Genomic DNA, 24,425 nt, shown 5'->3' on the forward strand with positions numbered 1-24,425 from the left:
GGCCGTCACGCCAGGACCGGCTTCTCGATCCGCCCGGTCATCCCGTCCGTGATGCCGAGATCGGTCACGTGCGGGCCGGGATTGCAGGCGAGGCTGGCGCCGATCACCAGCTTCACCAGCGGCGCCGACAGCCCCTCCGCCACCGCTTCGGACGCACGGCGCAGCGCCGCGAACCGTTCCGCCACCAGGCCCGGCTCGTCCTCGGACAACAAACCGCAGACCGGCAGCGCCAGCGTCTCCGACGCGCCATCCGCCTGCACCGCCGCCATGCCGCCCCCGGCCGCGATCAACGCGTTCGCCGCGGCGGCCATCAGCGCCGGATCGCGCCCGAACACCGCCAGATTGTGGCTGTCGTGCAGGATGGTGGTGGCGAACGCGCCGCTCCAGCGCCCCCAGCCCTCCATCACTCCCAGACCCGGCGGTTCGGCGATGCCGTAGCGGTTGAACACCGCCATCAGGATGCAATCCTCCGGCAGCACCACCGCGCCGTTCTCCACCGCCGCCTCACGCGTCGCCCAGCGCGTCATGCGCGGCGTATGGACGGTGTTCAGCGTCGCCCGGTCGCCCTCCGCGCGGATCAGGAAATCGGACGGCGAAACCGGCGCGATCGCCATGGTGCCGGAGGGCGCCTGCCCCGCATCGGCGCGCGCGGCATCGAGCAGCCGCCCGTCCGACGCCGCCTCCACGCCGGACACGAACACGCGACGCGCCCGGAACGAGCTCAGATCGTCGAACACCACCAGATCCGCGCGCCGACCCGGCGCCACCAGCCCCAGATCGCGACGGCCGAGCCACATCGCCGCGTTCAGCGTCCCGCAGCGCAGGGCGGCAACCGGATCGACCCCGTGCTGCACCAGCATGCGCAGGATCTGGATGATGCCGCCTTTGCCGACCAGATCGTCCGGGAAGATGTCGTCGGTGCACAAGGTCACGGTCTGCGGCACATGGCCCAGCGCGGCGAAGGCCCGCGCCGCTTCCGCCGCCATGTCGGGATGCGAGGCCCTGATCTCCAGCGTCAAACCGGCGCGCAGCTTGCTCAGAACGTCCTCACGCCCGGTCAGCTCATGGTCCGACGCCACGCCCGCCGCGACGAAGGCCTGCAACGCCGCGTCGCGCAAGCCGCGCGCATGGCCGAACACGGTCTTGCCGCTGTCGAGCCCGGCCTGGACGATGCCGACCATGTTCGGCGAGCGCTCGATCACGCCGCGCATGTCCATCACCTCGGCCACGCCGGTGATCTCGGGCCAGGACAGCATCTCCCGCATCGCGTCCGGGCCGAACACCGCCCCGGCCCGCTCCAGACCGGGCGCCGAGGGCACGCAGGACGGCGCCTGCACCAGAATGCGCAGCGGCAGATCGCGCGATGCCGTCACCGCCCAGCGCACCGCATCCAGCCCGCCGACATTGCCGACCTCGTGCGGGTCCCAGCAGATCGTCGTGGTCCCCTGCGGCACCACCACCGACGCGTAGGAGCGCGGCGTGATCATCGAACTCTCGATATGCAGATGGGTGTCGATCAAACCCGGCGCGACGATGCGGCCTTCGAGCTCGACGATCCGCGCGGCATCCTCGCGCGACCCGGACGGATGCACGCTGGCGATCAACGGTCCCACCAGACCCACATCCGCCGCGCGCACTTCGCCCGTGGCGACGTCCGCGACACGGCCGCCGCGCAGCAGCACGTCGAACGGCGCCTCGCCGCGGGCCGCGCGCACGGCGCGGTCGCGGAGCGCCTTCCCGTCGAGATCCGGCTGGTGTGCGGACATGGCGCCCTTCCCCCAAAATCAGTGCTGGATCACGGCGCTCAGGCCCAGATCAAGCGCCAGCAAAGCATCGGTCAGCCACATCACCGGCGGCACGCGCGTCCTCTCCGCCAACGCCATCAGCGTCCAGGCGAAACAGCCCATGGACAGGCCGGCGATCAGATTGCCGGTGGTGACGGTGAGCAGCAGGATCAGAACCGCAGAGGCGATGTCCGGCAGACGGTCGAAGCGCAGATAGCGCAGGCCGTCCATCATCAGCACGCCGACCATCACCAGGGCCGGCGCGGTCGCCTGCGGCGGGATCGCGCCGATCACCGGCCAGAAGAAGATGGTGCCGGCGAACAGAAGCCCGGCGATGACGGCGGTGAGCCCGGTGCGCCCGCCGCTCTCCACCCCGGTCGCGGATTCCACATAGGCGGCCACGGTGGGGCTGCCGATGCAGGCGCCGACGATGGAGGCGAGTCCGTCGGCCAGATAGGCGCGGCGCGCATTCGGCAGATTGCCCTGCGCGTCCATCAGACCGGCGCGGCGCGTCACGCCGATCAGCGTGGCGGTGGCGGAAAAGAAATCGCTCAGAAAGAAGTACCCGGCCAAAGGCAGCGCCAAAGCCAGATTGGCCAGCAGATCGTGGATGTCGAAGGCGAACAGCAGCCTCGTGGTCGACGGCGGCCATTGCACCGGATGTGCGGGCAGACGGGTCAATGGATGGCCGTCCGGACCCGGCACGACCAGCCCGAGCAGCGTGACGGCCAGGATGGACAGAAGCAGCGCCGCCGGCACGCGTCGCAGCATCAACAACGGGGTCAGCAGCAGCGCAGCGCCGCTGAGCAGCACCGCCGGCTGCCGCAGATCGCCCAGATGCCCCGACGCCGACAGCAATCCGCCGTTGCGGAGGCCGATGGTGGCGATGAACAGCCCGATGCCGCCCTGGAGGCCGATCCTGACCGCGTCGGGAAATCCGGTCACCAGCCGCTCGCGCAGACGGGTGGCGGAGAACACGGTGAACAGCATGCCGCCCAGCAGCACCATGGTCAGCGCCGCACCGTAGGACACGCCGCCGCTCGCCGCCGCCACCTGCGCGAACACCACGTTGGAGCCCATGCCGGGCGCCAGCGCGATCGGCAGACGGCCCATCACCCCCATCAGCAGCGAGCCCAGCATCGCCGCCAGCGCCGTCACCACGATCAGCACATGCCGGTCCATGCCGGTACCGGCCAGGATCAGCGGGTTCACCACCACGATATAGCCCATGGCGCCGAAGGTGGTGGCGCCGGCCAGAACCTCGCGCCACAGGCTGGCATCGCCCGGCACGGGACGCACGGACAGAGCCCGCATCCAGGCCGGAAGCACCGCGACGGTCACGGGCGGCAGGCCGGCGCGCGGTTCAGATCGGCGGCGAACCCGGCGTAGAATCGCGCCTTGTCCACCTGGGTGACGATCTCCACCGGCGGCGCGCCGGACGGTGCCAGGGCCGGCACACGCGCATGCGCCCGTCCGTAGAGCAGGCCGCCGCCCGTATCCACGTCGAGCGTGGCCTCCACCGAGGCGGTCACCAGATCCGGATGGATCGCGATCGCCATGGTCAGCTCATCCCACATCGGTATCCCCGCCTTCGCATAGCGCCGAAGATAGCGTCCTTGCGGGGTGTCGGGCGCTTTGTCGAGCAGGGTCTCGGTCAAAGGCACGCCGAGCGTGACGTTGCCGACATTCACGATCCGCGCCCAGGGCGCCGTCAGCACCGTATGCGCGGCCTCGGGATCGAAGATCATGTTGAAGTCGGTGAAGAAATCGATCGCCTTGCTCTGCTCCACCGCGATCTGCGGCAGGTCGGTATCGAGCAGCCCGCCCATGAACACCAGCTCGCGCGCAAGCTCGGCGAAATGCGGATCCTCGCGGATCGCCAGCGCCAGATCGGTCAACGGCCCGGCGGCGACGATCACCACCTGGTGCGGATGGGCATGAACGGCGGCGATCATCGCCGCAGCCGCCGATTCCGGGCGCATCGTCGTGGTGGGCGCGCCTTCCGGCAAAGGCGGCACGAAGGACGGACGGCCGGGATGCTGGTCCGGATGACGCGCATCGGCCGGCTGGAACGCGCCGGTCCAGCGCAGCTTCCCGTACTCCGCCTGCCAGCGTGCGATCTCACCCGGCCGGCGCCGGAACGGCAGCTCCGCGCCCGGGTAGACCGGCAGCGCACCGCATCCGACCTGATCGAGGAACGCCAGCAGATGCGCCGCTCCCTCGTCGCGCCAGGCATCGCCCGTGACCACGCCGATGCCCAGCAGCGTCACGTCCGGATCGAACAGGGCCGGAATCAGGGACTGGATGTTGGTCTCGCCCGGCCCGGAAAAATCGTTGTCCAGAAACACCAGCGTTTCCGCCCGCGCCGGCGCCAGACCGCACAGGAGAAACAGGGCGGCCCAGCGGACGAAAGAACGGATCGCCATCGTGCGCATCAGAAGGTGAAGCGCAGCAGACCGCCGACGATGCGCGGATCGTTGATGTAGCCGGTATAGTTGTTGAAATCGATCGAGCCGATGCCGACCACCTTGTCGGTGATGTTGCGCACGAAGACCTGCGCCTCGTAATGGCGCTTGTCGTCGATGAACGACAGGCTGGCGCCCCCCTGCAGCAACGCCTTGCCGTTGAACTCCACCGACTTGTAGAGCGTGAAGAGCTGCTGGCTGCGCCAGGACCAGTCGGTCGCCAGCACGAAACGCTGCTGGTCGTTCACCGGAATGGCGTAGGACGCGTTCAGGTTGGCGATCCAGCGCGGCGCGTAGGGCAGCGGATTGCCGTCGATCAGCGCGTAGCCGGTTTTCGGATCGACCGGGTTCAGCAGCGAACAGCCGATGCCGCAATAGGCGGTCTCGAGGCCGGGCGACTGAATCTCGGTGTAGTTGTAGCTCATGTTGGTGCCGATGGAGAGATTCTCGATCGGATAGAACTGCGCGCTCCATTCCACGCCGCGGCCGATCGCATCCTTGGCGTTCAGCAGCTCGATGTTGTTGCCGGTGCCGCCCGCGGCGGTGAGCTGCATGTTGCTGGTGTCCCAGCTGTAGACATCGCCGGACAGCTGCACGCGGCCATGCAGAAGATTGGCCTTCGCCCCCAGCTCGAACGAGGTGTTCTTTTCCGCCGACGCCTTGGAGATGTAGCTGTTGGAGGTCAGACGCCCCTGATAGCTCGGCGCCAGGAAGCCGGTCGCGGCGCGGAAATACACGCTGACGTTCGGCACGATCTTGTAGTTGATCGCCGCATCCCAGCTCACGTTGTTGCTCGACGTGCTGTCGCCGAGCGACAGCGGCCCCGGCGCGCCGAACACGCGCGTGGCATCGAACCGCTTGAAGTCGTACGTATACCGGACGCCGCCGGTGACGCTGAGGCCGCGTGCCAGGGTGTAGGTCAGGGAGTCGAAGATGCCGACCGAGTTCTCGTTCTGGCGCTGGTTGGCGAGCGCCGTCGTCGCCATGGTGCGCATGTTGTAGTTGGAATCGTAGTCGTTCAGCCATTCGTTGAAGAAATACAGACCGCCCTGGTCGAACACGCGTCCGGTGTTGATCGTATAGGCGCGCAGCTCCGCCGTTTCCTGGCTGATCTTGGGCGCGGAGGTTCCGGTCTCCACGCTGAACGGCACGGTGGCGGGGTTGCCGCCGTCGATGGAGCCGATCGAGTCGAGCGAGCCTTCCACCCAGGAGGCGATCGCCTGCACGCCCACATGGCCCATGGTCTTGGTGGCCTTGATATGGCCGCCCGCCGTGGTGAGGTTCTGCGCGTTGTCGCCCGATTGCGAGACGGTGTCGATGTCGTAGCCCGGCACGATGTTCGGGCTGCCATGGCGATACAGATTGGCACGGAACAGCTGCGCGGTGCCTTCCAGATGCCGCGCATCCACCTCCGCCAGGATGTTGGCGGTCGGATCGATGGTGTAGAGCGCCTGCAGCCGCGCCGCGATATCCTCGTATCCGTTCAGGCTCGTGCGCCAGCGATAACCGCCATAGGTGTTGTCCACCCAGTTGTCGCGTCGCTGGTTGATCACCGACAGGCGCACGTCGAGCTTGTTCGGCACCACCACCGCATTGCCCACCGCCTGGGTGACGAGACTGTTGTAGGTGCCGTAACTCTGGCTGAGATAGCCCGTGTTCTTGTCGACCGGCGTTTGCGAATGGATGTTGATCACGCCGGCCGGCGTGTTGCGCCCGAACAACGTCCCCTGCGGCCCCGGCAGAACTTCCGTGTTGGCCAGATCGAACAACGGAAACGAACGCAGCACCGGATTGTCCAGAACCACGTCGTCGTAATACAGCGCGACCGGCTGTGCGGAGTTGGTGTCGTAGTTCGAATTGCCCAGTCCGCGGATATAGGTGCGCGGGAAGGTGCGGCCGAACGACGATTCGATCGACAGGCTCGGCGTGCGTGCCGACAAGGCGCGGATATCGTCGCCGGCCACGGTGATCGCGTCGATCTCCTTTTTCGACAAGGTGTAGACCGCGGCAGGAACGTCCGTGGCGCGCTCCTTGCGGCGGCGGGCGGTGACCGTCACCTCCTCCTGCTGCGCGGGCTTCGGGTTGGCCGCCGCCTTCGCACGCGCGGGCGTGGTCGCGGAAACCGGATCGGCCAAAGCGGGTTCGGCAACGGCGGACACCAGAACGGCGGACAGGAGAGCCCTGCGCGCAACACCACGACCACCCGTCATCCGGTTCCTCGTCCATCCATTCGATCGGACCCGTTCGGCCCTCCGGCGTATACGTTTCGGTGCTCGTTACATTTCGGGCAAGATGGAAACTGGACGCGATCCGCGTCTGATTTGCCGTTTCAGACATGGATTGCTTGCGAAACAAGCAGCCCTGATCGTCAACGAGGCAGTTTCGGGAATGCGGCGTGCAGATTGCGCCAAAGCTGCCGCGCCAGCACGGCCTCATCCTCGCCACGCAGACGCGCCAGCTCGCGCAGCACGTAGCACAGATACGCGGGCTCGTTGCGCCGATCGAGATGCGGCACCGGCGCCAGAGACGGCGAGTCGGTCTCGATCAGCAGTTGATCCGCCGGCACGCGCGCCGCGATCGCCCTTACCGCATCGCGCCCCTCGAAGGTCAGCATCCCCGAGAACGACAGGAAATGCCCGCGCGACAGATTGATCTCCGCCAGCGCGTCGCCGCCGGAAAAGCAGTGCATCACCACGCGGATCGGCCCCTCCGCATGGGCGCGGACCAGGACGCGCCCCATCTCCTCGTCCTCGCCGACCGAATGGATCACCAGCGGCAGACCGGTGCGTCTGGCCGCCTCGACATGCGCGGCCAGATTCTCCCCCTGCGCATCCCAGGGCGCATCGGTCAGCAGACGGTCCAGCCCCACCTCGCCGATGCCGACGATCTTCGGATGCGCCGCCAACGCGGCGAGACGATCGGCAGGCACGCCGCGCTCCACCCCGGCCCAATGCGGATGCGTGCCCACAGTGGCGAACACGTCCTCATGCGCCTCGGCCAGCGCGATCAGCGCGTCATGCCGGCGCACCTCGGTGGCGATGGTGATGAAACGCCCGATCCCAGCGCCGCGCGCACGCGCCATCACCGCGGCGAAATCCGGCTGGAGTTCGGGAAAATCGAGATGGCAATGGCTGTCCGCCAGAATCGGTGCGTCGTCCTGCATGGGCTGCTCCGGCTGCAAACGCCGTTCCAGCGTCGTGCCGCCCTACCCGACCAGACGCGCCACCGTGTCCGCCGCCCCGGGATCGGCCCAGTCCACAGAGCCTTCCACCCGCGCCACCTCGCGCCCGGCCGCATCGATCAGCAACGTCATCGGAATCCCCTCCTGGCCGATCGCCTGCAGAATCGCGCCATGCGGATCGAGCAGCACGGGCAGCGAGAAGATGCCATGCGTCTTGAAGAAAGACGGGACACGTGCGGCCCCGTCATGGTCGATCGACACCGGCAGCACCGCGACCCGCTTCGGCGCCAGGGCCCGCGCCAGCGCATCCAGCGACGGCAGCTCCGCCACGCAGGGCACGCACCAGGTCGCCCACAGATTCAGCACCACGCCCCGGCCGAGATAATCCGACAAGGCGGCCGCACCGCCGTCGCCGCGCTGGAAGCGGATCGGCGGCAGAATCGACGGCGCATGCGGCTTGACGATGCGGAACGGCTGCACCGGCGGATGCGCCGCCTCGGCCCGCGCTTCGGGCACGCATTTGCGCGCAACGCCGCCGAACAGTAGGGTCCAACCGCCCGCAAGCACGGTGCGGCGGTGTGTTTCGCGCATGATCCCGGACATCGAATGCTCCTAAACCAGGACGAGAAAACCGAACACTCCGTTCCCGGTCCGGGTGCGGCCAACGCGCAATGGGGCGGGCGTTTCGCCGGCGGCCCGTCCGCGATCATGCAAGAGATCAACGTTTCCATCGGCTTCGACAAGGCGCTGTGGCGACAGGACATCCGCGGCTCGCGCGCCCACGCCGCCATGCTGCACAAGGTCGGCATCCTCACCGCGGAGGATCACGACGCGATCGAAGCCGGGCTCGGGGCGATCGAGGCCGAGATCGAGGCCGGGCGCTTCAACTTCGAGCCGGCGCTCGAAGACATCCACATGAACATCGAGGCCCGCCTGTCGGAACGCATCGGCGAGGCCGGCAAGCGCCTGCACACCGCCCGTTCGCGCAACGATCAGGTGGCCACCGATTTCCGTCTCTGGGTGCGCGACGCGATCGACGGCATCGACGCGCAGGCGGCAGCGCTCATGCGCAGCCTCGCCACGCGCGCGCTGCAGCACGCCGCCGACGTGATGCCGGGCTTCACCCATCTGCAGACCGCGCAGCCGGTCACCTTCGGCCACCATTTGCTGGCCTATGTCGAGATGCTGCATCGCGACCGCGGCCGCCTCGCCGATGCGCGCCGCCGCCTGAACGAATGCCCGCTCGGCTCCGCCGCCCTCGCCGGCACCTCCTTCCCCATCGACCGTCGCATGACCGCCTCGGCCCTCGGCTTCGACCGGCCGACCCGCAATTCGCTCGATGCGGTGTCGGATCGCGACTTCGCGCTGGAATACCTCTCCGCCCTGTCGATCCTGGCGATGCATCTGTCGCGCCTGGCCGAGGAGATCATCACCTGGTGCTCGGCGCCGTTCGGCTTCGTGCGCCTAAGCGACGCCTTCACCACCGGCTCGTCGATCATGCCGCAGAAGCGCAATCCGGACGCGGCCGAACTCACGCGCGCCAAGACCGGACGCGTCACCGGCGCGCTGGTCGGGCTGCTGACGGTGATGAAGGGCCTGCCGCTGGCCTATGCCAAGGACATGCAGGAGGACAAGGAACCGGTCTTCGCCGCCACCGACGCCGCCGCCCTCTGCCTCGCCGCAACCGACGGCATGGTGCGCGACCTGGAAGCGCGCACCGACCGGATGCACGCGCTGGCCGGCTCGGGCTTCTCCACCGCCACCGATCTCGCCGACTGGCTCGTGCGCGTGCTGAAGCTGCCGTTCCGCGACGCGCACCACGTCACCGGCCGTCTGGTCGGAACGGCGGAAGCGCGCGGGGCCGCCCTGTCCGACCTGTCGCTCGAGGAGATGCAGGCCGAGCATCCCGGCATCACCGCCGAGATCTTCGACGTGCTGACGGTCGAGAACTCGGTCGCATCCCGCACCAGCGAAGGCGGCACCGCGCCCGCCAACGTGTCGGCGGAAGCACGACGCTGGCTCGCTGACCTGTCCGAAGGAAAACCGGCATGAGCCGCCTCGTTCTGCTCGGCCTGGGCGCGCTGCTAGCGCTGTCCCTCGCCGATTGCGGCCGCAAGGGCGCACCCGCCGCCCCCGGCCCTGCCGACAAGATCATCTACCCGCAGAGCTACCCGCCGAACTGAGGCGGCGCAGCGCCTGTCAGCGCGAAGCGGGCCCAGGGTCGAGAGCCGGCGCGGCCAGACCGCCCGCCAGACCGACGCGCGCCTCGATCTGCACCCCCGCGGCTGCCCAGCGTCCGTCCGCGCGACGCACCAGCAAGGGCGCGCCGCTGGTTCCCGCCGTCGCCTGGCAATCATGCACCAGCAGCGGCCGTCCTCGACCGTCCGCCGCCAACCCGGTGACCGCGCAACCCGGCGCGGCCACGGCGATCTCGTCCCGATCCTGGCCGTAGCCGGCGAGCATCGCCGGCACAGGCATGGCCACCGGCACAGGCGCCAATGACAACAGATCCGACGCGCCGCCCACAGGCCGGTCCAGCACCAGGATCGCCCGGTCCGCGCCCGCCGTGGCCGATTCGTTCCCCGGATCGTAGCCGGGCGCGATCCGGAACGCCCTGGCGCGCGCATGGGCGCGGAATTCGCCGGCCCGATAGCCGAGCAGCACGTGCACCGAAGACGGCTGTAGGAAACGGCCAACCTTGGGCAGATACAGGCAATGCGCCGCCGTCATCACCAGACCCGGCGCGACCAGAAAACCGGTGCAGCGCGCACCCAGCTCGGTCTGCACGCGCAGCAGAGAACGAAACGGCACCGTATCGAGCGGAACGGCGACGCGATGGTCGCCCGCACCGACGCCCGGTAGTGGCGCTTGTGCAACGCCGGTCAGCAAAACCGCGCAGATCAGCAGTTTGTTTACGAATCTTTCACGCATAACCGCCAACAATGCTGTTTCGGGCAACCAAATGCCATGAAGCCGCCACGGTCCGGAAAAACACTCCCGAACGGCAGAAAGGGAACATGTTCCATGGACGCAAGGAATTTCGCCATGCACCGCATGCCCGGCAGGGACGCGTCGGCGCTTGTCGATTGTGCGTTGCCCACAAGCCTTGCTCTGCGCGAAACGGTCCGCCGCGGCGACACGGCCTATCGGTCGCAGGCCGCGAAGGACAGGCTATACGACCGGATGTTTCCGGTTCAGGGAGGATCGCCCCGCGATGGCTCAAACACCTACTCATGAACGCCACGGCGTGATCGTGCAGCATGCGTTCGGCCAGTATCCGGAAGCCGCCTTCGTCGAGGATCCGGCCGAGATCGAAGCGCTGCGCCGGGCCGGTCAGAGCTGGCGTCTCCAGGAAGCCGTGCTGATCGAAACCGCCGACTGAACCCCGCTCAGGACAGGATAAAAGCCAGCAAGGCGGCGTTCAGCGCGTCGCGATGGGTATAGAACAGCCCATGCGGCGCGCCCTCGATCTCGTGCAGGGACGCACCCGGGATCAGACGCGCCGCCTTCGCGCCGGACACCTCGACCGGAACCGTCGAGTCGGCCGTGCCATGGATCACCAGGGTCGGCCGATCGAACCGGGCCAGATCGGCGCGGAAATCGGTCTCCGAGAATAACCGGATGCAGTCCAGCGTCGCCTTGTGCGAGCCCTGCAGCGCCAGCCCGAGCGACCAGTCCAGGAACGGCGCCGAGACGGTATGGTGCAGAAGGCCGGTGCCGTAGAACGCCTTGCCGAACTCGGCCAGAAAGGCGGGCCGGTCCTGCTCGATCGGCGCCACCATGCCATCGAACACGGAGCGATCCACGCCGTTCGGATTGTCCGCCGTCTTCAACAGAAAGGGCGTCACCGCCGCCACCAGGGCAATGCGGGCGACCCGTCCGGTGCCGTGGCGCGCCACGTAGCGCGCCACCTCGCCGCCGCCCATGGAAAACCCCACCAGCGTCACGTCGCGCAGATCGAGTTCGTCCAGCAGCGCCGCCAGATCGTCGGCCAGCACGTCGTAATCGTAGCGCCCGCCCGGCTGACCCGAACGCCCGAAGCCGCGCCGGTCGTAGGCGATCGTCCGCAGCCCTTCGCGCGACAGCGGCTCCATCTGGTAGTCCCACATGTCGGCGTTCAGCGGCCAGCCATGCACGAACACCACGGGCTTGCCGCTGCCCCAGTCCTTGTAGAACAGCTCGACGCCATCGGCGGTGCGCAGAAAGGCCATGAGAGAGCTCCCGAACCAGTGATAACCACTGGAACGAACCCGCCCGAGCGGTGGTTCCACCCTTTCAGCCCGGACCCGGCCGGGCCGCGATCCCGTCTTGTGCATCCAGGATCATCCGCATCAGCCGTTTCGCCGGCTCAGACGCGATCGTGCCGGGCCGCTCCAGCAGAACGAAATCCACCGGCGGCAGGGCCGGCAGCCCGGCCGCATCCGGCACGATCGCCAACCCCTCCCCCACCAGAAGCGCCACCTGGGCCGACACGCCGAACCCGGCCCGCAACGCCGCCAGAAGCGCGGGCAGGCTCGGGCTGGCCACGCTCTGCCGCCACGGCATGGCCGCATTCTCCAGCGCCGACACCGCCGCATCGCGGGTGATGGACGCGTTTGGGAAACACACCAGCGGCACCGGCTCGCCCTGAACCGGGCGCCAATCCGGGCTCGCGAGCCAAACCAGCGTCTCGCTCCACACCGCGATGCCCGGCGCATGCCGCTCCAGCCGCTTGGCGAACAGGAAATCCAGCTCGCCCGCGTTCAAACGGTTGTTCAGCGGCGATGACAACCCGACCTCCAACCGCAATTCGACGTCTGGATGGGCCGCGCGGAAGCGGCGCAGGATCTCCGGTAGACGCGTCAGGGTCAGATCCTCCGTCACGCCCAGACGCAGCGTGCCGCGCAGACGCCCCGGCGCGAAATGGTTCAGCGCCCGCGCCTGGGCCGCCAGGATGTCGCGCGCGAACACCGCCATCGCCGTCCCGTCCGCCGTGGGCCGCACCGAGCGCGTGGTGCGCCGGAGCAGGGTGCGCCCCACCGCGTTCTCCAGGCGGCGGAGATGCTGGCTCACCGTCGGCTGGCCCAGCCCAAGACGGTCCGCCGCCTCCGTCACGCTGAGCGTGTCGAGAACGGCGAGAAAGGAGCGCAACAGCACCGGCTCGAGCTCATTCATCATGAATCGCAATTTATCAACTTGAATTAATTTGTCATGTCTTTGCATCTATCCCGGTGGGAGTCAGGGTGCGCGCAACGAAACTCCGACAAAGGAACACGCCATGAAACCGTTCCATCGCCGCGGCCTGCTCGCCGCCGCAGGCTCCCTCGGCGCCGCCGGCATCGCCCGTGCCGCCCCCAGCTTCGGCAACCCGGACGATCCGGCAGAAGGCGCGATCAACGCGCGCGGCACGCCGACCGGCCTGACCGATCCCGGCCCGCAGAACCCGGCCCTGATGGCGCAGTTCCCGTCCTTCCAGGATCCGCCGGCGACGGACGTGAACGGGATGCCGCTGTTCTGGGCGTCGTTCAACAACGCCCACAAACGGATCCAGAACGGCGGCTGGGCGCGCGAGGTCACGCAGGACGACTTCGCGATCTCCGAAACCATCTCCGGCGTGAACATGCGTCTCGCCGCCGGCGGCATTCGCGAACTTCACTGGCACCAGCAGGCGGAATGGGCCTTCATGCTCACCGGAAAGTGCCGCATCACCACGCTCGACGCGCAGGGCCGACCCAGCGTGGACGACGTGGGCCCCGGCGATCTCTGGTATTTCCCGCCCGGCCTGCCGCATTCGCTGCAAGGACTCGGACCGGACGGTGCCGAATTCCTGCTCGCCTTCGACAACGGACGCGCATCGGAATTCAACACGCTGATGCTGACCGACTGGATGGCGCACACGCCGCCGGAGGTGCTGTCCAAGAACTTCAACGTTCCCGCCGACACTTTCAAGAACATCCCGCTGAACAATCTGTGGATCTTCGAAGGCAAGGAGCCCGGTCCGCTCGAAGACGATCGCCGCGCGATGAACTGCGTGCCGAACACGGAACCGGTGATCTTCCGCCTGGGCGCGATGAAGCCCACCAAGAAGACCCGTGGCGGACAGGTGCAGATTCAGGACAGCCGCAACTTCCCGATCGCCAAGAATGTGGCTGCGGCCTTGGTGACGGTGGAACCCGGCGGCATGCGCGAACTGCACTGGCATCCGAACGCGGACGAGTGGCAATACTACATCAAGGGCCAGGCCCGCATGACGGTGTTCAACACCGGGCCGAAGGCCGCCACCGCCGATTTCCGCCCCGGCGATGTCGGCTACATCAAGAAGAGCCTCGGTCACTACATCGAGAATACCGGTAATACCGAGCTGCAATTTCTCGAAATCTTCAAGACGGACACCTACATGGACGTGTCGTTGTCCGACTGGCTGACACACCTTCCGCCGCAGCTCGTGCAGCAGCATCTCAACATCGATCCCGCCGCCCTCGCGCGGTTTCCGAACATGGCACCGGCCGTCGTTCCGGTGTGATCGGGAAACGACGACAGAGCGTTCTGTCCAAGGCTTGCAAGTGATGTCTCGTCTTCGTCTGCGGCAGACATGCTGGCTCGAGGCGCGTGCCGACCATCAGGCATCCATGCCCGTCTGCGCGCAGCACGTCACTGTTCTCAAACGTCGGAGACGGACATGCAGGCAGGCGTTTATGACCACCCAGACGAACCTGACGTCCTCCGGCACTTCGATGTCCCCGATCGAAGCCGGAGGCGAGATCGTCGCGCCGATCAATCGCAGTTTCGCGCTGTCCGAAGCCTGCACGATCTGGTTCGGGAGATCGAGCAGATCACCCGAACCACGGGCAGCCGACAGGCTTCAGCAACGTAAGAAGCGGTCTCGACCATTGACGACAAGCCGCAAGGAGTTTGCCATGCCGAACCATGGGACCACAACGCGAACCCCTCGCGTAGCCACTTTTGCCTCCTCCGATGCCGATCGCGCGCAACAGCGCGCGATCTTCGAACGAAACAGCGCGCTCGTCGCCCAGTTCGGTGACGATCGTCGCGGCAACTATTCTGCGATGTGTTCGCTGACGCCGTTGGCTAACGGGATCGACCTCGCGCGTGTTTCCGAGCAAGGCATCGACGGATGGTGGGTCACGCCACCCACTGCGGATCGCTCGCATGCCATCTTCTTCGTGCATGGCGGCGGCTACCACCTCGGCGACGCAACCTCCTACCGCGGTTTCGCGAGCCAGATCGCGGCTCGCATGGGGTGTGCGGTCTTCGCCGTCGACTATCCGCTCGCCCCGGAGCAGCGCTTTCCGTCGGCCTATGATGCCGTTCAGCGCGCCTTCGAATGGTTCACGACGAGAGATGTCGCAGCCTACGCCCTGATGGGGGACTCGGCGGGCGGAGGGCTGGCGCTCGCTCTTCTTGCCGACGTCCGCACGGCCTGTCGTCCCGCGTGCGTGGCGGTGTTCTCGCCCTGGACCGACCTCGCACTATCGGGACGATCCTTTAACGACCCATCGACGTTCGACCCGGTGTTCAAGCCGGAGGTTTTGGCGGGTCTGGCCAAATCCTACCTGAATGGCGCCGACCCACGCGATCCGCGCGCATCGCCCCTGTACGGTATCCCGGAAGCCCCCCCGCCGCTCCTGCTACAGGTCGGAACGGACGAGGTCCTCTTGGACGACGCCCGTCGCTACGCGGATGGCGCCGCAGTCCAGGGAGGCAAGGTCGAACTGCAACTGTTCGACGGTATGCACCATGTCTTTCAACGGGATGTTGGGCACCTGGACACCGCAGGTCGAGCCCTGGACAAGGTGGCGGACTTCGTCGCTCGGCATTGGTCGTAAATAGCCGCCGACGTTCATCCAGAAAGAACCAAAGAACTTCTGTCCGTTTGGCACTGGGCCATGCAGGGTCCGCGAACCCAAACGGACAGAAGTCTTTTTGCTTCTTTTTCTTTAGAAAAAGAAGGTCTTCCTTCTACACCAACGATTCCGGCCCGAACGAATCCGGCAGCAACTCCGCCAGCGTCCGCACCAGCAACAGCGTGCCATGCTCGTCCACCACCCGGATCGCCACATCCGGCCCGGCGAATTCGCGCAGCTTCTGGCGGCACCCCCCGCACGGCATGCACGGCGTGCTGCCGCCCCCAGCGACCACCACCTCCTCGATGCGGCGGCTGCCGGACAGGACCATCGCCGAGATCGCGCCGGCTTCCGCGCACACGCCTTCCGGATAGGCCGCGTTCTCGACGTTGCAGCCCGGATGCACCACGCCGCGCTCGCAACGGATCGCGGCGCCGACGCGGAACCGGGAATAGGCGGCGTAGCTGTTCTCTCGCGCCTTCAGCGCCGCCTCGATCATCGCATCCGCCATCCCGCTTCTCCCGCTTGTCGTGGACCGCCGCCCGTATCCCAGGTCGCAGCGCCGATGCGAAGAGCATTCCGCCCAGAACACTTGAGCGGAACGGAACGCCAGAAGGGACCGGAACGCTTGGAGGGAACGTCCCGCTTCTCTACTCTGTTCTCATGCCCGACCAGCCCGCCCTGCTTCATCGCGACACGATCGACCCCGACACCGCCTCGCTGCTCGCGGCGCGCCCGCATCTGCGCATGGACGCGTTCGACGGGCTGCTGTTCGAAGGCGTTCCGCTGCGGCTGATCGCACAAGACGTCGGAACCCCGGTCTGGGTCACGGGCGCCGGCACGCTGCGCGCGCGCTATCGCCGTCTGGCCGAGGCGATGCGCGAGTCCGGGATTGGCGCGCGCATCCACTACGCGATCAAGGCCAACGACCATCTCGCCGTGCTGCGCGTCCTCGCCGCCGAAGGGGCCGGCGCCGACGTGGTCAGCGGCGGCGAGTTGCTGCGCGCGGTCGAGGCCGGCATCGCCCCGGAGCGGATCGTGTTCTCCGGCGTCGGCAAGACGGCCGACGAGATGCGTCTCGCTTTGCGTCTCGGCATCGGCCAGCTCAATCTGGAAAGCGCGGAAGAACTCGCGCTGCTCTCCGCCGTCGCCGCCGGGATGGGCGCGGAAGCCCGCATCGCCCTGCGCGTGAACCCGGACGTCGACGCCCTCACCCACGCCAAGATCAGCACCGGCAAGGCCGGCGACAAGTTCGGCGTCGCCTATGCGGAGGCCGCCGCCCTTTACGCGCGCGCCGCCGCCCTGCCCGGCATCGTGCCGCTCGGCTTCGCGGTGCATATCGGCAGCCAGATCGCCACGCCGGCCCCGTTCCGCGCCGCGTTCGAGCGCATCGCCGCCCTGGTCGCGCAGGTGCGCGCGGCCGGCCATGCCGTGCGGATGGTGGATTGCGGCGGCGGCCTCGGCATCACCTATCGCGACGAGGCGGAAGGCTCTCCGCGCGCCTTTGCCGGCGCCATCGCCGCCACGCTCGGCGGGCTCGATCTGGAGCTGGCGATCGAACCCGGCCGCTGGCTGGTCGGACCGGCCGGCGTGCTGCTGGCGCGGGTGATCCGGGTGAAACGGGACGGCGATGCGCCGCCTTTCGTGGTGCTCGACAGCGCCATGAACGACCTCATCCGCCCCAGCCTCTACGAAGCGTGGCACGGCGTGGTGCCGCTCGCCGCCGACGATGCCGCCGCCCCGCTGGCGCCGGCCCATCTGGTCGGCCCGGTCTGCGAGACCGGCGACACCCTGGCCCGCGACCGCCTCCTGCCGGCCCTGGGCGACGGCGCCACCGTGGCGATCCTCGATACGGGCGCCTACGGTGCGGTGATGAGCTCGACCTACAACGCCCGTCCTTTGGCGGCGCAGGTGATGGTGGATGGCGAGCGCTGGGCGCTGATCCGCGAACGCCAGCCCGTCGAAGCGCTGTGGCGCGACGAGCGCGTGCCGGGCTGGATCGGCCACGCCGCCCCGGTCGCCCCGGTCGCACCCACGGAATGACCGACCGCACCGATCTGCTGCACCGGACCCGGCGCAAGGCCGGTCTGGCGCTCTCGATCGAGCGGCTCTGGCCGTCGCTGCTGCCCGCCTTGTTTCTGCTCGGCTGCTTCGCGCTGCTGAGCCTGCTGACGATCCCGCAGCGCCTGCCTCCCATCCTGCACGGGCTCGCGGTCCTGGCCGTCCTGGCCGGCGCCGGCGCCCTGGTCCGCGCCGCCCTCCGCGGTCTCCGCACCCCCACGGTCGAGGAGCGCGACCGCCGCATCGAGCGCGCCTCCCGCCTGTCCCACCGCCCGTTGAGCACCCTGCTGGATCGGCCGGTCGCGTCCGCTCCGGGCGCGGACGGACTCTGGGCCGCGCATCTGGAGCGCACGCGCGCCGAACTCCGCACGCTCCACGCCGGACGCCCGCACCTGCCCTTCCGCGCGCATGACCGGCGCGGCTTCGGCGCGGCTCTGCTGGCGGGCCTGCTGGTGGCCGCCCTTCTTTCCGGCGCCGATGCGCCGCTCCGCCTCGCCAGCGGTTTCTGGCCGGGCATCGCCCTGCCGCTCGGCCCGCGACCCGTGCTGCAGGCCTGGATCACCCCGCCCCCCTTCGCCGGCGGCGCGCCCGTGTTCCTGTCCGACCCGCACGGGCGCTATGCGGTCCCGGCCGGCTCCACCCTCACCGTCTCGCTGTCCGGCTCCCCCGCCATGCCCTCCCTGGACGGCGTATCGGGCCGGTTCGCCAAGCTTTCCGAACGCTCCTGGTCGTTCAGCGGCGCTGTTCCCGCCAGCGATGCGGACGGAATCACGGTGCATGTGCGCGAGTCCGGCTACAGGCTCGCCGCGTGGCACATCGTCTCGCAGCCGGCCGGCGCCCCGGTGGTCGCCTGGACCGCCCCGCCGGGCGCGGACAAGACCGTGCCCTGGCGTCTGCGCCTGCCCTGGTCCGCGTCGCAGCGCTACGGCATCCGGTCGCTCCAGGCCGAGATCCGGCTGGCGGACAACAAGACCGGCCGCGTGCTGCATGTGCAGATCCCGCTCGGCGGCACGCCCGACAAGGCGAAAGGCGTGGCGCTGGAGGATCTGAGCGCCGATCCCTGGGCCGGCGCCAAGGTGGTCGCCCGTCTGGTCGCCACCGACACCGCCGGACAAACCGCCAGCAGCGCCGACGCTGCCTTCACCCTGCCCGCGCGCCCGTTCCGCAACCCGCTGGCCCGCGCCGTGCTCGACCTGCGCCGGCGCCTCGGCACGGGCGCCGAAACCCCCGCCGACGCGGGCGGCGATCTCGCCGCGCTGGGCGACACGCCCGGCCAGATCGCTCAGGATAGCGGCCTGTTCCTGAACCTCAGCGCGATCGCCTCGCTCCTCCAGCGTTACGGCGATCAGCCCGGCACCGTCGCCGAAGCCTCCGACCGCCTCTGGAACCTGGCCCTCGCGCTGGAAGACGGGCTGCACAACGACCGTGCCGGCGCCCGCGCCACCGCCGAGATCCGGCGCGCGCAGGAGCGTTTGTCGGCGCAGATCGAGCACATGCGCCAGCTCGGACAGGCCGGACAGAACGCCGGCGAGCAGGACGAGCTGCACAAGCGCATCGCCGAGCTGGCCCAGGCGATCCGGCGCAAGATGCAGGCGCTGGCGCAGCAGGCCGCACGCGAGCACAGGCCGATGCCGGCCCTGCCCGACAGCATGACGTCCGGCGGAGACGCGCTCGACCGCATGCTGAAGCAGATGCAGGAGCAGGCCGCGAACGGCCATGGCGATCAGGCCATGCAGGACCTGTCACGCATGCAGCAGATGCTGGACCATATGCGCCTGGCCACGCCGCAGGACCTGCGCAGCGCCGCAGAACAGGCGCAGGCGACCGCCGAGGCGCGCGACCAGATGCAGGCGGTGCAGGACCTCGTGAAGCGCCAGACGGCCCTGCTCGACAGCACCCAGAACCGGCAGGGCGCCGCCGACCGCGCCCGGCAGGATCAGCAGCGCCGTCTCGAGACGGACGGCGAGGATGCCGGCGCCGAACAGGGCGGCGCGCCGGACGCCGCCACACGCGCGCTGCTGCAACAGCTCGGCATTCCGCTGGACGATAACGGCGCTTCCGGTTCGCCCGCACAGGATGCGCCGACGCCGCCTTCCGGTGCGCAGAAACAGGCCGCGCCGCCGCCGGACCAGGATGCGGCGCGCACGCGCGACGGCCACGCCCAGAACGTGCTGGCCCGCGCCCTGGGCGAGCTTCAACAGGAATTCACAGGCCTCACCGGCAAGAAAGCCGACGGTCTCGCCGACGCCGAGAAGAACATGCGCGCCGCCCGCGACGCGCTCGGCAACAAGGACGACGCCGCCGCCGCCCAGGCGGAAGCCAAGGCGCTGGCCGCCCTGCAGAAAGGCCGCAACCAGATGAGCGCCGCCATGCGCGGCGGCCGCTCCGGCGGCAGCGGTCTGGCGCTGCTGCCCGGCAACGGCAGCGGGGACGGCGCGGACGAGCCCGGCGACGAGAGCGGACAGGCGGAATCCGGCCAGGACGGCGACGGCACGCCCGGCGAGGCGGCGGAGCTGGGCAGCGACGACAGCAAGGGTCCGCGCGATCCGCTCGGACGCCCGACCGGCGACAACAATGGCCGCGCCGGCGACGGCAGCGAGACCCATGTGCCGGACGGCGACAGCGCCGCGCGGTCGCGGCAGATCGAGAACGAGATCCGCCGGCGGGACAGCGACCGCACCCGTCCGCAAGGCGAGCTGGACTATCTGGACCGGCTGCTGCGCGCGTTCTGACCGGCGCGGAGGCGATTAACATGCATCGTGCATGATAATCGCCCCCGGTCGCTCGCCTACGGACCGGCGTCGAGCGCCCGCTGCATGAAATCCAGCCGCGCGGCATGGAACCGGGTCGCCGGATCGACCACCAGCCCCAGCGTCAGGTACGGGTCGTCCGGCCCGGCGAAGCGCGGCCATTCCGGCACGCCGGGGCCGTTCGGATCGCCCGTCGCGGCGAAGCGGGTCCAGGCGGTCATCATCAGTTCCGACAGGGCATTCTGCTGCGGCGTCGCCTTCGGCGGTAGGGTGCCGAACACGCTGCGCAGTTCCGCGGCGTGGCGCGGCGGGTGATCGTTGACCGGCTCGTCGAACAGATAGGCGAAGACGGGCGAGCCGTTCGCCGCGGCGCGGCGCGCGAAGGTCCTGGCTCCGGCAAAGAACATGCCGTCCCCCACCAGGGCCGCGCTGGCGGCGGGAATATCGGCGTCCGTGTTCACCGGATAGACGCGCGCGGCCTCCTTCCAGAGCGGCCCGAACACGGTGTGGAGCGCGCGCAGATAGCCTTGCCTGTCGTAGAGCGACCAGGGGGTGGCGAAGCTCATGCCCTCCGCCTGGTTGTCGCCGATCAGGATGGGGATCGGCGGCAGCGGGGCGGTGAAGGGCTGGTCGGGCAGCACCGCATCCCCCACGACCGGGAACGGCAGCGGCACCGGGGCCATCAGCGGGGCGAGCGCCTGGATCCGGGTGGCGTTGCCGAGCAGGTCGCGCGCCGGGGTCGCGCGCAGTCTGGCGAGATCGTCGCCCAGAACCAGGCCGGTGCGTTCCGCCTCGGCGCGCGTGCGCAGCTTCCAGCCCATCGCGGCGCTTTGCAGAATGGCGCGCGAGAACAGCCCGCGCGCCTCGGGCGAGGCCAGCAGCGCCATCACCGAGGTGCCGCCCGCAGATTCTCCGAACAGGGTCACGCGCGACGCGTCGCCGCCGAACGCCGCGGCATTGCGCTGGACCCAATGCAGCGCCGCGATCTGGTCCAGCAGACCGGCATTGCCGGACGGCGAGCCTTCGGCGGTCAGGCCCGGATGGGCCAGAAAGCCGAACACGCCCAACCGGTAGTTCAGCGTCACCACCACCACGCCATGCGCGGCCAGGGCGGCGCCGTCATAGACCGGCTCCGAGCCCGCGCCGAACACGAAGCCGCCGCCATGGATGAACACCATCACCGGCAGGGGTGGCGCCTTGCCGCGCCGTGGGGGCGCCCAGACGTTCAGTGTGAGGCAGTCCTCGCTCGGCTGCACGAGCTGGTCGGCCGGTACGCGCTGCATGCAGGGCGGCCCGAACCGGGTGGCATCGAGCGCGGCCGTCCAGGGCGTCACCGGTTGCGGCGCGCGCCAGCGCAGGGGACCGACCGGCGGCGCGGCGTAGGGAATGCCGCGAAAGACGCGGATCGACCCGCCCGGAACCGTCGTGCCGCGCACCGGCCCTTCGGCGGTCCGCACCAGAACCGGATGCGGCGCCGGAACGGTCGCGCCGACGGCCTGCAGCGACGGAAGCGAGAACAGAACGGCGAGCCCCAGACCGAACGCCCGTCGCACACCGCCCATCGTCACCCCTGTCCGCTGCCGGCCCGGCCGGAACGGCTCAGGCGGACACGCCTTGCAGCAGATCGAGCACGTGCTGCAACCCGCCGAGCGCGCCGGACACCGATGCGGTCGACGAGGATTTGGCCGTGACGGCGGACTGGGTGCCGACCGAGGACGTGCTGGCGGCGCTGCTCTGCGCGCCCGTGCCGGTCAGGTTGGACATCAGGCTCTGGAACTGCCCGGCGGCGGCATGGTGGGCATGTTTATGCGCCTTGACGCCGCTGCCGGCGCCCTGGAGCGAGGACAGGGAGGAAATATCGGCCATCTCGATCACCTGGTTTGAACGGTGATCGGGACGTTGCAATCGCCGGGCCAGGAACGCGACCCGGCGTAAGGGCTTGTTCCGGCAAGCAAACCGGAAACGATGCCGCGTCCGACCCGGCAGGACTTGCCGGGTCCGCGGCCTGCGTTTCGTGCCGCCCGGCAGGATCAGCCGAGCAGGGCCAGCACCTCGTCCAGGCTCGGCGCGGCTTCCGCCGCCCCCGCGCGGGTGGTGGCGAGGGCGCCGCAGGCGGCCGCGAACCGGGCCGCCTCGCCGAGCGCCTTGCCCTGTGCCAGCGCCACCGCCAGACCGGCATTGAAGCAATCGCCCGCGGCCACGCTGTCGATCGCCTTCACCGCGAAGGGCGGCACGAAGCCGTCGCCGGTCTCGTCGCGGAAATACACGCCGCGCGCGCCCAGCTTGACGATGCAGCGCTTCAACCCGCGCTCCTGCATGCGATCGGCGCAGGCCGAGGCGGAGACCGGGTCCACCGGCCGGACGCCGACCAGGGCTTCGGCCTCGGTCTCGTTGGGCGTGAGCAGGTCGGCCAGCGCCCAGAATTCGTCCGGCAGGCCGTGCTCGGGGGCCGGAGCCGGATCGAGGATCACGATGCCGCCGCCGGCACGGGCCAGACGCGCGGCGTCGAGGCTGGCGGCGACCGGCGTTTCGAGCTGCAGCAGCAGCACGCGCGCCGCCGAGAGAAGCGGCCTGGCCTGCTCCACGTCGCCGGCGTCGATCGCCATGTTGGCGGCGCCGACCACGGTGATGCTGTTCTCGCCGCTGTTCTCTATGCCGATCAGGGCGATGCCTGTGGGGTTGCGCTCGTCCGTGCGCACGTGTTCGAGCGAGGCGCCGAACCCGGCCAGACGGTCGCGCACCAGCACGCCGAACGGATCGTTGCCGACGCGCCCGACCATGGACACGCCTATGCCGAGCGACCCCGCCAGGCGCGCGGCGCAGGCGGCCTGATTGGCGCCCTTGCCGCCCAGGCCGATCACATAGCGTTCGGCATGGATGGTCTCGCCCGGACGCGGCAGGCTGCGGCAATAGGCGGCGAGATCGGCATTGATGCTGCCGAAGGACACGATGGACGCCGTGTCGGCGCGGCCGTGCTGGATCGTGGCGGACATCGTTCGGCGTTCTCCCGTTTTCTTATGCGGCGGGTTCTGCCATGCCGCCGGTGGCCGGTCGAGACGGGGCGACCGGGGCCAGCAGGGCGGCGAGGAGGCCGATCGCGGCGACGGCGGCCACATAGAAACCGGGCGCCAAACGGTTCTCGTGCGCCAGCACCGCGACCAGCAGGGGCGTCAGCCCGCCGAACAACGCGTAGGCGACGTTGTAGGACAGGGACAGGCCGGTGAACGCGACCTCCGGCGGGAAGGCCCGCACCATCAGAACCGGGGGAATGGCGACGACGCCGGCACCCAGCCCGGCCAGGGCGTAGAGCGGCACGATCGCCGCCGGATCGGAAGCGGCGCCCACGAACAGCAGCAGGGCGGAGGCGGCCAGCAGCAGGATGGAGGCGATCGCCGTGCGCCGGAAGCCGAACCGGTCGGTCGCGATGCCCACCAGGACGGCGCCGATCGTCAGCGTGACGGTGGCGAGCAGATTGGCCGCCTGCGCCCGCGCCGGCGCGATTCCGAACTGCTTCTGCAGCAGGGTCGGCGCCATCAGGATCACCACGACGATGGCGGCGGTGAGCATCCAGGTGCTGGCCATGGAGGCGAGCACCGCCGGGCGGTGGTGACGCAGCACGGCGGCGGCGGGCAGCGCCGCGGCGTCACGCTCGGCGCGCAGGCGCAGGAACACGGGGGTTTCCCGCAGCCAGCGTCGCAGCACCATGGCGCCGAAGCCGAACGCCCCGCCGAGCAGGAAAGGCAGCCGCCAGAAGCCGGCCGCGATCCGCTCGGGCGGCACCGCGAGGTCGAGGAGCGTCGCGACCAGGGAGCCGAGCAGGATGCCGCCGGTCAGGCCGCCCGTCAGCAGCCCGATCGCCAGACCGGAGCGGCCTGGCGGCGCGTGTTCGGCCACGAACACCCAGCCGCCGGGCGCTTCGCCGCCGATCGCCGCCCCCTGCATGATGCGCATGGCGAGCAGAAGCAGCGGCGCGAGGGGGCCGATCGCCGCATAGGTCGGCAGGAGGCCGATCAACAGCGTCGGGACCGCCATCAGCAGCACGGACAAGGTGAACATGCGCTTGCGGCCGCTCTTGTCGCCGTGATGCGCCATGACGATCCCGCCGAGCGGCCGCGCCAGATAGCCGGCGGCGAACAGGCCGAAGGTCTGCGTCTGACGCAGCCACTCGGGCAGGCCGGCGGGAAAGAACAGATGGCCGATGGTGGCGGCGAAGAACACGAAGACGACGAAATCGTAGAACTCGAGCGCACCGCCGAGCGACGCGAGCGCCAGGGTGCGGATGTCGGATCTGTCCAGCCGTTCCGTCGATCGCCGTGTTTGCACCGTTCCGTCGCTCCCTG

General features: G+C 69.3%; 21 protein-coding genes. 7 read left to right on the top strand and 14 right to left on the bottom strand.

Annotation, left to right across the window (positions count from 1 at the left end):
* Positions 1 to 5: 5 nt before the first annotated feature.
* The 6 genes from ACZ5BM_RS03740 to ACZ5BM_RS03765 all read right to left on the bottom strand — a co-directional run bounded on the left by ACZ5BM_RS03740 (position 6) and on the right by ACZ5BM_RS03765 (position 8,033).
* Positions 6 to 1,766 carry an adenine deaminase gene (locus ACZ5BM_RS03740; protein ID WP_498910025.1) on the bottom strand — a complete coding sequence of 587 codons (1,761 nt, stop codon included), beginning with the start codon at positions 1,764 to 1,766 and terminating at the stop codon, positions 6 to 8.
* A gap of 18 nt (positions 1,767 to 1,784) precedes the next feature.
* Complete coding sequence (locus tag ACZ5BM_RS03745; RefSeq protein ID WP_498910026.1) at positions 1,785 to 3,125, bottom strand: NCS2 family permease; 1,341 nt, start codon at positions 3,123 to 3,125, stop codon at positions 1,785 to 1,787.
* Complete coding sequence (locus ACZ5BM_RS03750; protein WP_498910027.1) at positions 3,122 to 4,210, bottom strand: nucleoside hydrolase; 1,089 nt, start codon at positions 4,208 to 4,210, stop codon at positions 3,122 to 3,124. The genes ACZ5BM_RS03745 and ACZ5BM_RS03750 overlap by 4 nt, the downstream gene beginning before the upstream one ends.
* An 8-nt stretch (positions 4,211 to 4,218) precedes the next feature.
* Positions 4,219 to 6,459: a TonB-dependent receptor gene (locus ACZ5BM_RS03755; protein ID WP_498910028.1), complete on the bottom strand. Its 2,241-nt coding sequence runs from the start codon at positions 6,457 to 6,459 to the stop codon at positions 4,219 to 4,221.
* Between the two features lie 158 nt (positions 6,460 to 6,617).
* Positions 6,618 to 7,412 (bottom strand): TatD family hydrolase, encoded by a 795-nt coding sequence (locus ACZ5BM_RS03760; RefSeq protein WP_498910029.1) that lies wholly within the window; start codon positions 7,410 to 7,412, stop codon positions 6,618 to 6,620.
* Between the two features lie 42 nt (positions 7,413 to 7,454).
* The gene (locus ACZ5BM_RS03765; protein ID WP_498910030.1) at positions 7,455 to 8,033 is read right to left on the bottom strand and encodes a TlpA disulfide reductase family protein; all 579 of its coding nucleotides are present in this window, start codon (positions 8,031 to 8,033) and stop codon (positions 7,455 to 7,457) included.
* Positions 8,034 to 8,036: 3 nt separating this feature from the next.
* Between ACZ5BM_RS03765 and argH the strand changes: the two genes are divergently transcribed.
* The gene (gene argH, locus ACZ5BM_RS03770) at positions 8,037 to 9,482 is read left to right on the top strand and encodes an argininosuccinate lyase (protein ID WP_498910031.1); all 1,446 of its coding nucleotides are present in this window, start codon (positions 8,037 to 8,039) and stop codon (positions 9,480 to 9,482) included.
* On the top strand, positions 9,479 to 9,613 hold the full coding sequence (locus ACZ5BM_RS03775) for a hypothetical protein (RefSeq protein WP_498910032.1): 135 nt from the start codon (positions 9,479 to 9,481) through the stop codon (positions 9,611 to 9,613). Before argH ends, ACZ5BM_RS03775 begins: the two co-directional genes overlap by 4 nt.
* Positions 9,614 to 9,629: 16 nt before the next feature.
* Here ACZ5BM_RS03775 and ACZ5BM_RS03780 read toward each other — a convergent pair whose 3' ends face one another.
* Positions 9,630 to 10,361 (bottom strand): trypsin-like serine peptidase, encoded by a 732-nt coding sequence (locus ACZ5BM_RS03780; RefSeq protein WP_498910033.1) that lies wholly within the window; start codon positions 10,359 to 10,361, stop codon positions 9,630 to 9,632.
* A 283-nt stretch (positions 10,362 to 10,644) separates the two neighbouring features.
* On the opposite strand from ACZ5BM_RS03780, the gene ACZ5BM_RS03785 reads away from it, so the two are divergent.
* A complete protein-coding gene (locus tag ACZ5BM_RS03785; protein ID WP_498910034.1) occupies positions 10,645 to 10,812 on the top strand; it encodes a hypothetical protein in 168 nt (55 codons plus the stop codon).
* 7 nt (positions 10,813 to 10,819) lie between these two features.
* On the opposite strand, the gene ACZ5BM_RS03790 is transcribed toward ACZ5BM_RS03785, so the two are convergent.
* The gene (locus ACZ5BM_RS03790; RefSeq protein ID WP_498910035.1) at positions 10,820 to 11,641 is read right to left on the bottom strand and encodes an alpha/beta fold hydrolase; all 822 of its coding nucleotides are present in this window, start codon (positions 11,639 to 11,641) and stop codon (positions 10,820 to 10,822) included.
* A gap of 64 nt (positions 11,642 to 11,705) precedes the next feature.
* Positions 11,706 to 12,587 carry a LysR family transcriptional regulator gene (locus tag ACZ5BM_RS03795; RefSeq protein WP_498910036.1) on the bottom strand — a complete coding sequence of 294 codons (882 nt, stop codon included), beginning with the start codon at positions 12,585 to 12,587 and terminating at the stop codon, positions 11,706 to 11,708.
* Between the two features lie 100 nt (positions 12,588 to 12,687).
* Here ACZ5BM_RS03795 and ACZ5BM_RS03800 point away from each other — a divergent pair, with 100 nt between their 5' ends.
* The gene (locus tag ACZ5BM_RS03800) at positions 12,688 to 13,932 is read left to right on the top strand and encodes an oxalate decarboxylase family bicupin (protein WP_498910037.1); all 1,245 of its coding nucleotides are present in this window, start codon (positions 12,688 to 12,690) and stop codon (positions 13,930 to 13,932) included.
* Positions 13,933 to 14,104: 172 nt separating this feature from the next.
* The gene (locus tag ACZ5BM_RS03805) at positions 14,105 to 15,256 is read left to right on the top strand and encodes an alpha/beta hydrolase fold domain-containing protein (protein ID WP_498910038.1); all 1,152 of its coding nucleotides are present in this window, start codon (positions 14,105 to 14,107) and stop codon (positions 15,254 to 15,256) included.
* 133 nt (positions 15,257 to 15,389) lie between these two features.
* Here the strand turns inward: ACZ5BM_RS03805 and ACZ5BM_RS03810 are convergent, their stop codons facing one another.
* Positions 15,390 to 15,785: a cytidine deaminase family protein gene (locus tag ACZ5BM_RS03810; protein ID WP_498910039.1), complete on the bottom strand. Its 396-nt coding sequence runs from the start codon at positions 15,783 to 15,785 to the stop codon at positions 15,390 to 15,392.
* Positions 15,786 to 15,937: 152 nt separating this feature from the next.
* Here ACZ5BM_RS03810 and lysA point away from each other — a divergent pair, with 152 nt between their 5' ends.
* Both lysA and ACZ5BM_RS03820 read left to right on the top strand, forming a co-directional pair.
* Positions 15,938 to 17,317 (top strand): diaminopimelate decarboxylase family protein, encoded by a 1,380-nt coding sequence (gene lysA, locus ACZ5BM_RS03815; RefSeq protein WP_498910041.1) that lies wholly within the window; start codon positions 15,938 to 15,940, stop codon positions 17,315 to 17,317.
* Positions 17,314 to 20,067 (top strand): DUF4175 domain-containing protein, encoded by a 2,754-nt coding sequence (locus ACZ5BM_RS03820; protein WP_498910042.1) that lies wholly within the window; start codon positions 17,314 to 17,316, stop codon positions 20,065 to 20,067. Before lysA ends, ACZ5BM_RS03820 begins: the two co-directional genes overlap by 4 nt.
* Before the next feature lie 56 nt (positions 20,068 to 20,123).
* Here ACZ5BM_RS03820 and ACZ5BM_RS03825 read toward each other — a convergent pair whose 3' ends face one another.
* The 4 genes from ACZ5BM_RS03825 to ACZ5BM_RS03840 all read right to left on the bottom strand — a co-directional run bounded on the left by ACZ5BM_RS03825 (position 20,124) and on the right by ACZ5BM_RS03840 (position 24,408).
* Positions 20,124 to 21,647: a carboxylesterase/lipase family protein gene (locus ACZ5BM_RS03825; RefSeq protein ID WP_498910043.1), complete on the bottom strand. Its 1,524-nt coding sequence runs from the start codon at positions 21,645 to 21,647 to the stop codon at positions 20,124 to 20,126.
* A gap of 37 nt (positions 21,648 to 21,684) precedes the next feature.
* Positions 21,685 to 21,951, bottom strand: coding sequence for a hypothetical protein (locus ACZ5BM_RS03830; RefSeq protein WP_498910044.1), 267 nt, complete (start codon positions 21,949 to 21,951; stop codon positions 21,685 to 21,687).
* 164 nt (positions 21,952 to 22,115) lie between these two features.
* Complete coding sequence (locus ACZ5BM_RS03835) at positions 22,116 to 23,078, bottom strand: carbohydrate kinase family protein (protein WP_498910045.1); 963 nt, start codon at positions 23,076 to 23,078, stop codon at positions 22,116 to 22,118.
* 22 nt (positions 23,079 to 23,100) lie between these two features.
* On the bottom strand, positions 23,101 to 24,408 hold the full coding sequence (locus ACZ5BM_RS03840; protein WP_498910046.1) for an MFS transporter: 1,308 nt from the start codon (positions 24,406 to 24,408) through the stop codon (positions 23,101 to 23,103).
* Positions 24,409 to 24,425: the final 17 nt, after the last annotated feature.

This window comes from Lichenicola sp. GTC18331 (assembly GCF_055386855.1).

Bases quoted from the DNA above. Each gene is read 5' to 3' on its own strand.
- ACZ5BM_RS03780 (WP_498910033.1), bottom strand. From the start codon at position 10,361: ATGCGTGAAAGATTCGTAAACAAACTGCTGATCTGCGCGGTTTTGCTG.
- ACZ5BM_RS03790 (WP_498910035.1), bottom strand. From the start codon at position 11,641: ATGGCCTTTCTGCGCACCGCCGATGGCGTCGAGCTGTTCTACAAGGAC.
- ACZ5BM_RS03760 (WP_498910029.1), bottom strand. From the start codon at position 7,412: ATGCAGGACGACGCACCGATTCTGGCGGACAGCCATTGCCATCTCGAT.
- ACZ5BM_RS03825 (WP_498910043.1), bottom strand. From the start codon at position 21,647: ATGGGCGGTGTGCGACGGGCGTTCGGTCTGGGGCTCGCCGTTCTGTTC.
- ACZ5BM_RS03820 (WP_498910042.1), top strand. From the start codon at position 17,314: ATGACCGACCGCACCGATCTGCTGCACCGGACCCGGCGCAAGGCCGGT.
- ACZ5BM_RS03750 (WP_498910027.1), bottom strand. From the start codon at position 4,210: ATGGCGATCCGTTCTTTCGTCCGCTGGGCCGCCCTGTTTCTCCTGTGC.
- ACZ5BM_RS03740 (WP_498910025.1), bottom strand. From the start codon at position 1,766: ATGTCCGCACACCAGCCGGATCTCGACGGGAAGGCGCTCCGCGACCGC.
- ACZ5BM_RS03755 (WP_498910028.1), bottom strand. From the start codon at position 6,459: ATGACGGGTGGTCGTGGTGTTGCGCGCAGGGCTCTCCTGTCCGCCGTT.
- argH (WP_498910031.1), top strand. From the start codon at position 8,037: ATGCTCCTAAACCAGGACGAGAAAACCGAACACTCCGTTCCCGGTCCG.
- ACZ5BM_RS03795 (WP_498910036.1), bottom strand. From the start codon at position 12,587: ATGATGAATGAGCTCGAGCCGGTGCTGTTGCGCTCCTTTCTCGCCGTT.
- ACZ5BM_RS03765 (WP_498910030.1), bottom strand. From the start codon at position 8,033: ATGTCCGGGATCATGCGCGAAACACACCGCCGCACCGTGCTTGCGGGC.
- ACZ5BM_RS03805 (WP_498910038.1), top strand. From the start codon at position 14,105: ATGACCACCCAGACGAACCTGACGTCCTCCGGCACTTCGATGTCCCCG.
- lysA (WP_498910041.1), top strand. From the start codon at position 15,938: ATGCCCGACCAGCCCGCCCTGCTTCATCGCGACACGATCGACCCCGAC.
- ACZ5BM_RS03835 (WP_498910045.1), bottom strand. From the start codon at position 23,078: ATGTCCGCCACGATCCAGCACGGCCGCGCCGACACGGCGTCCATCGTG.
- ACZ5BM_RS03810 (WP_498910039.1), bottom strand. From the start codon at position 15,785: ATGGCGGATGCGATGATCGAGGCGGCGCTGAAGGCGCGAGAGAACAGC.
- ACZ5BM_RS03830 (WP_498910044.1), bottom strand. From the start codon at position 21,951: ATGGCCGATATTTCCTCCCTGTCCTCGCTCCAGGGCGCCGGCAGCGGC.
- ACZ5BM_RS03800 (WP_498910037.1), top strand. From the start codon at position 12,688: ATGAAACCGTTCCATCGCCGCGGCCTGCTCGCCGCCGCAGGCTCCCTC.
- ACZ5BM_RS03785 (WP_498910034.1), top strand. From the start codon at position 10,645: ATGGCTCAAACACCTACTCATGAACGCCACGGCGTGATCGTGCAGCAT.
- ACZ5BM_RS03775 (WP_498910032.1), top strand. From the start codon at position 9,479: ATGAGCCGCCTCGTTCTGCTCGGCCTGGGCGCGCTGCTAGCGCTGTCC.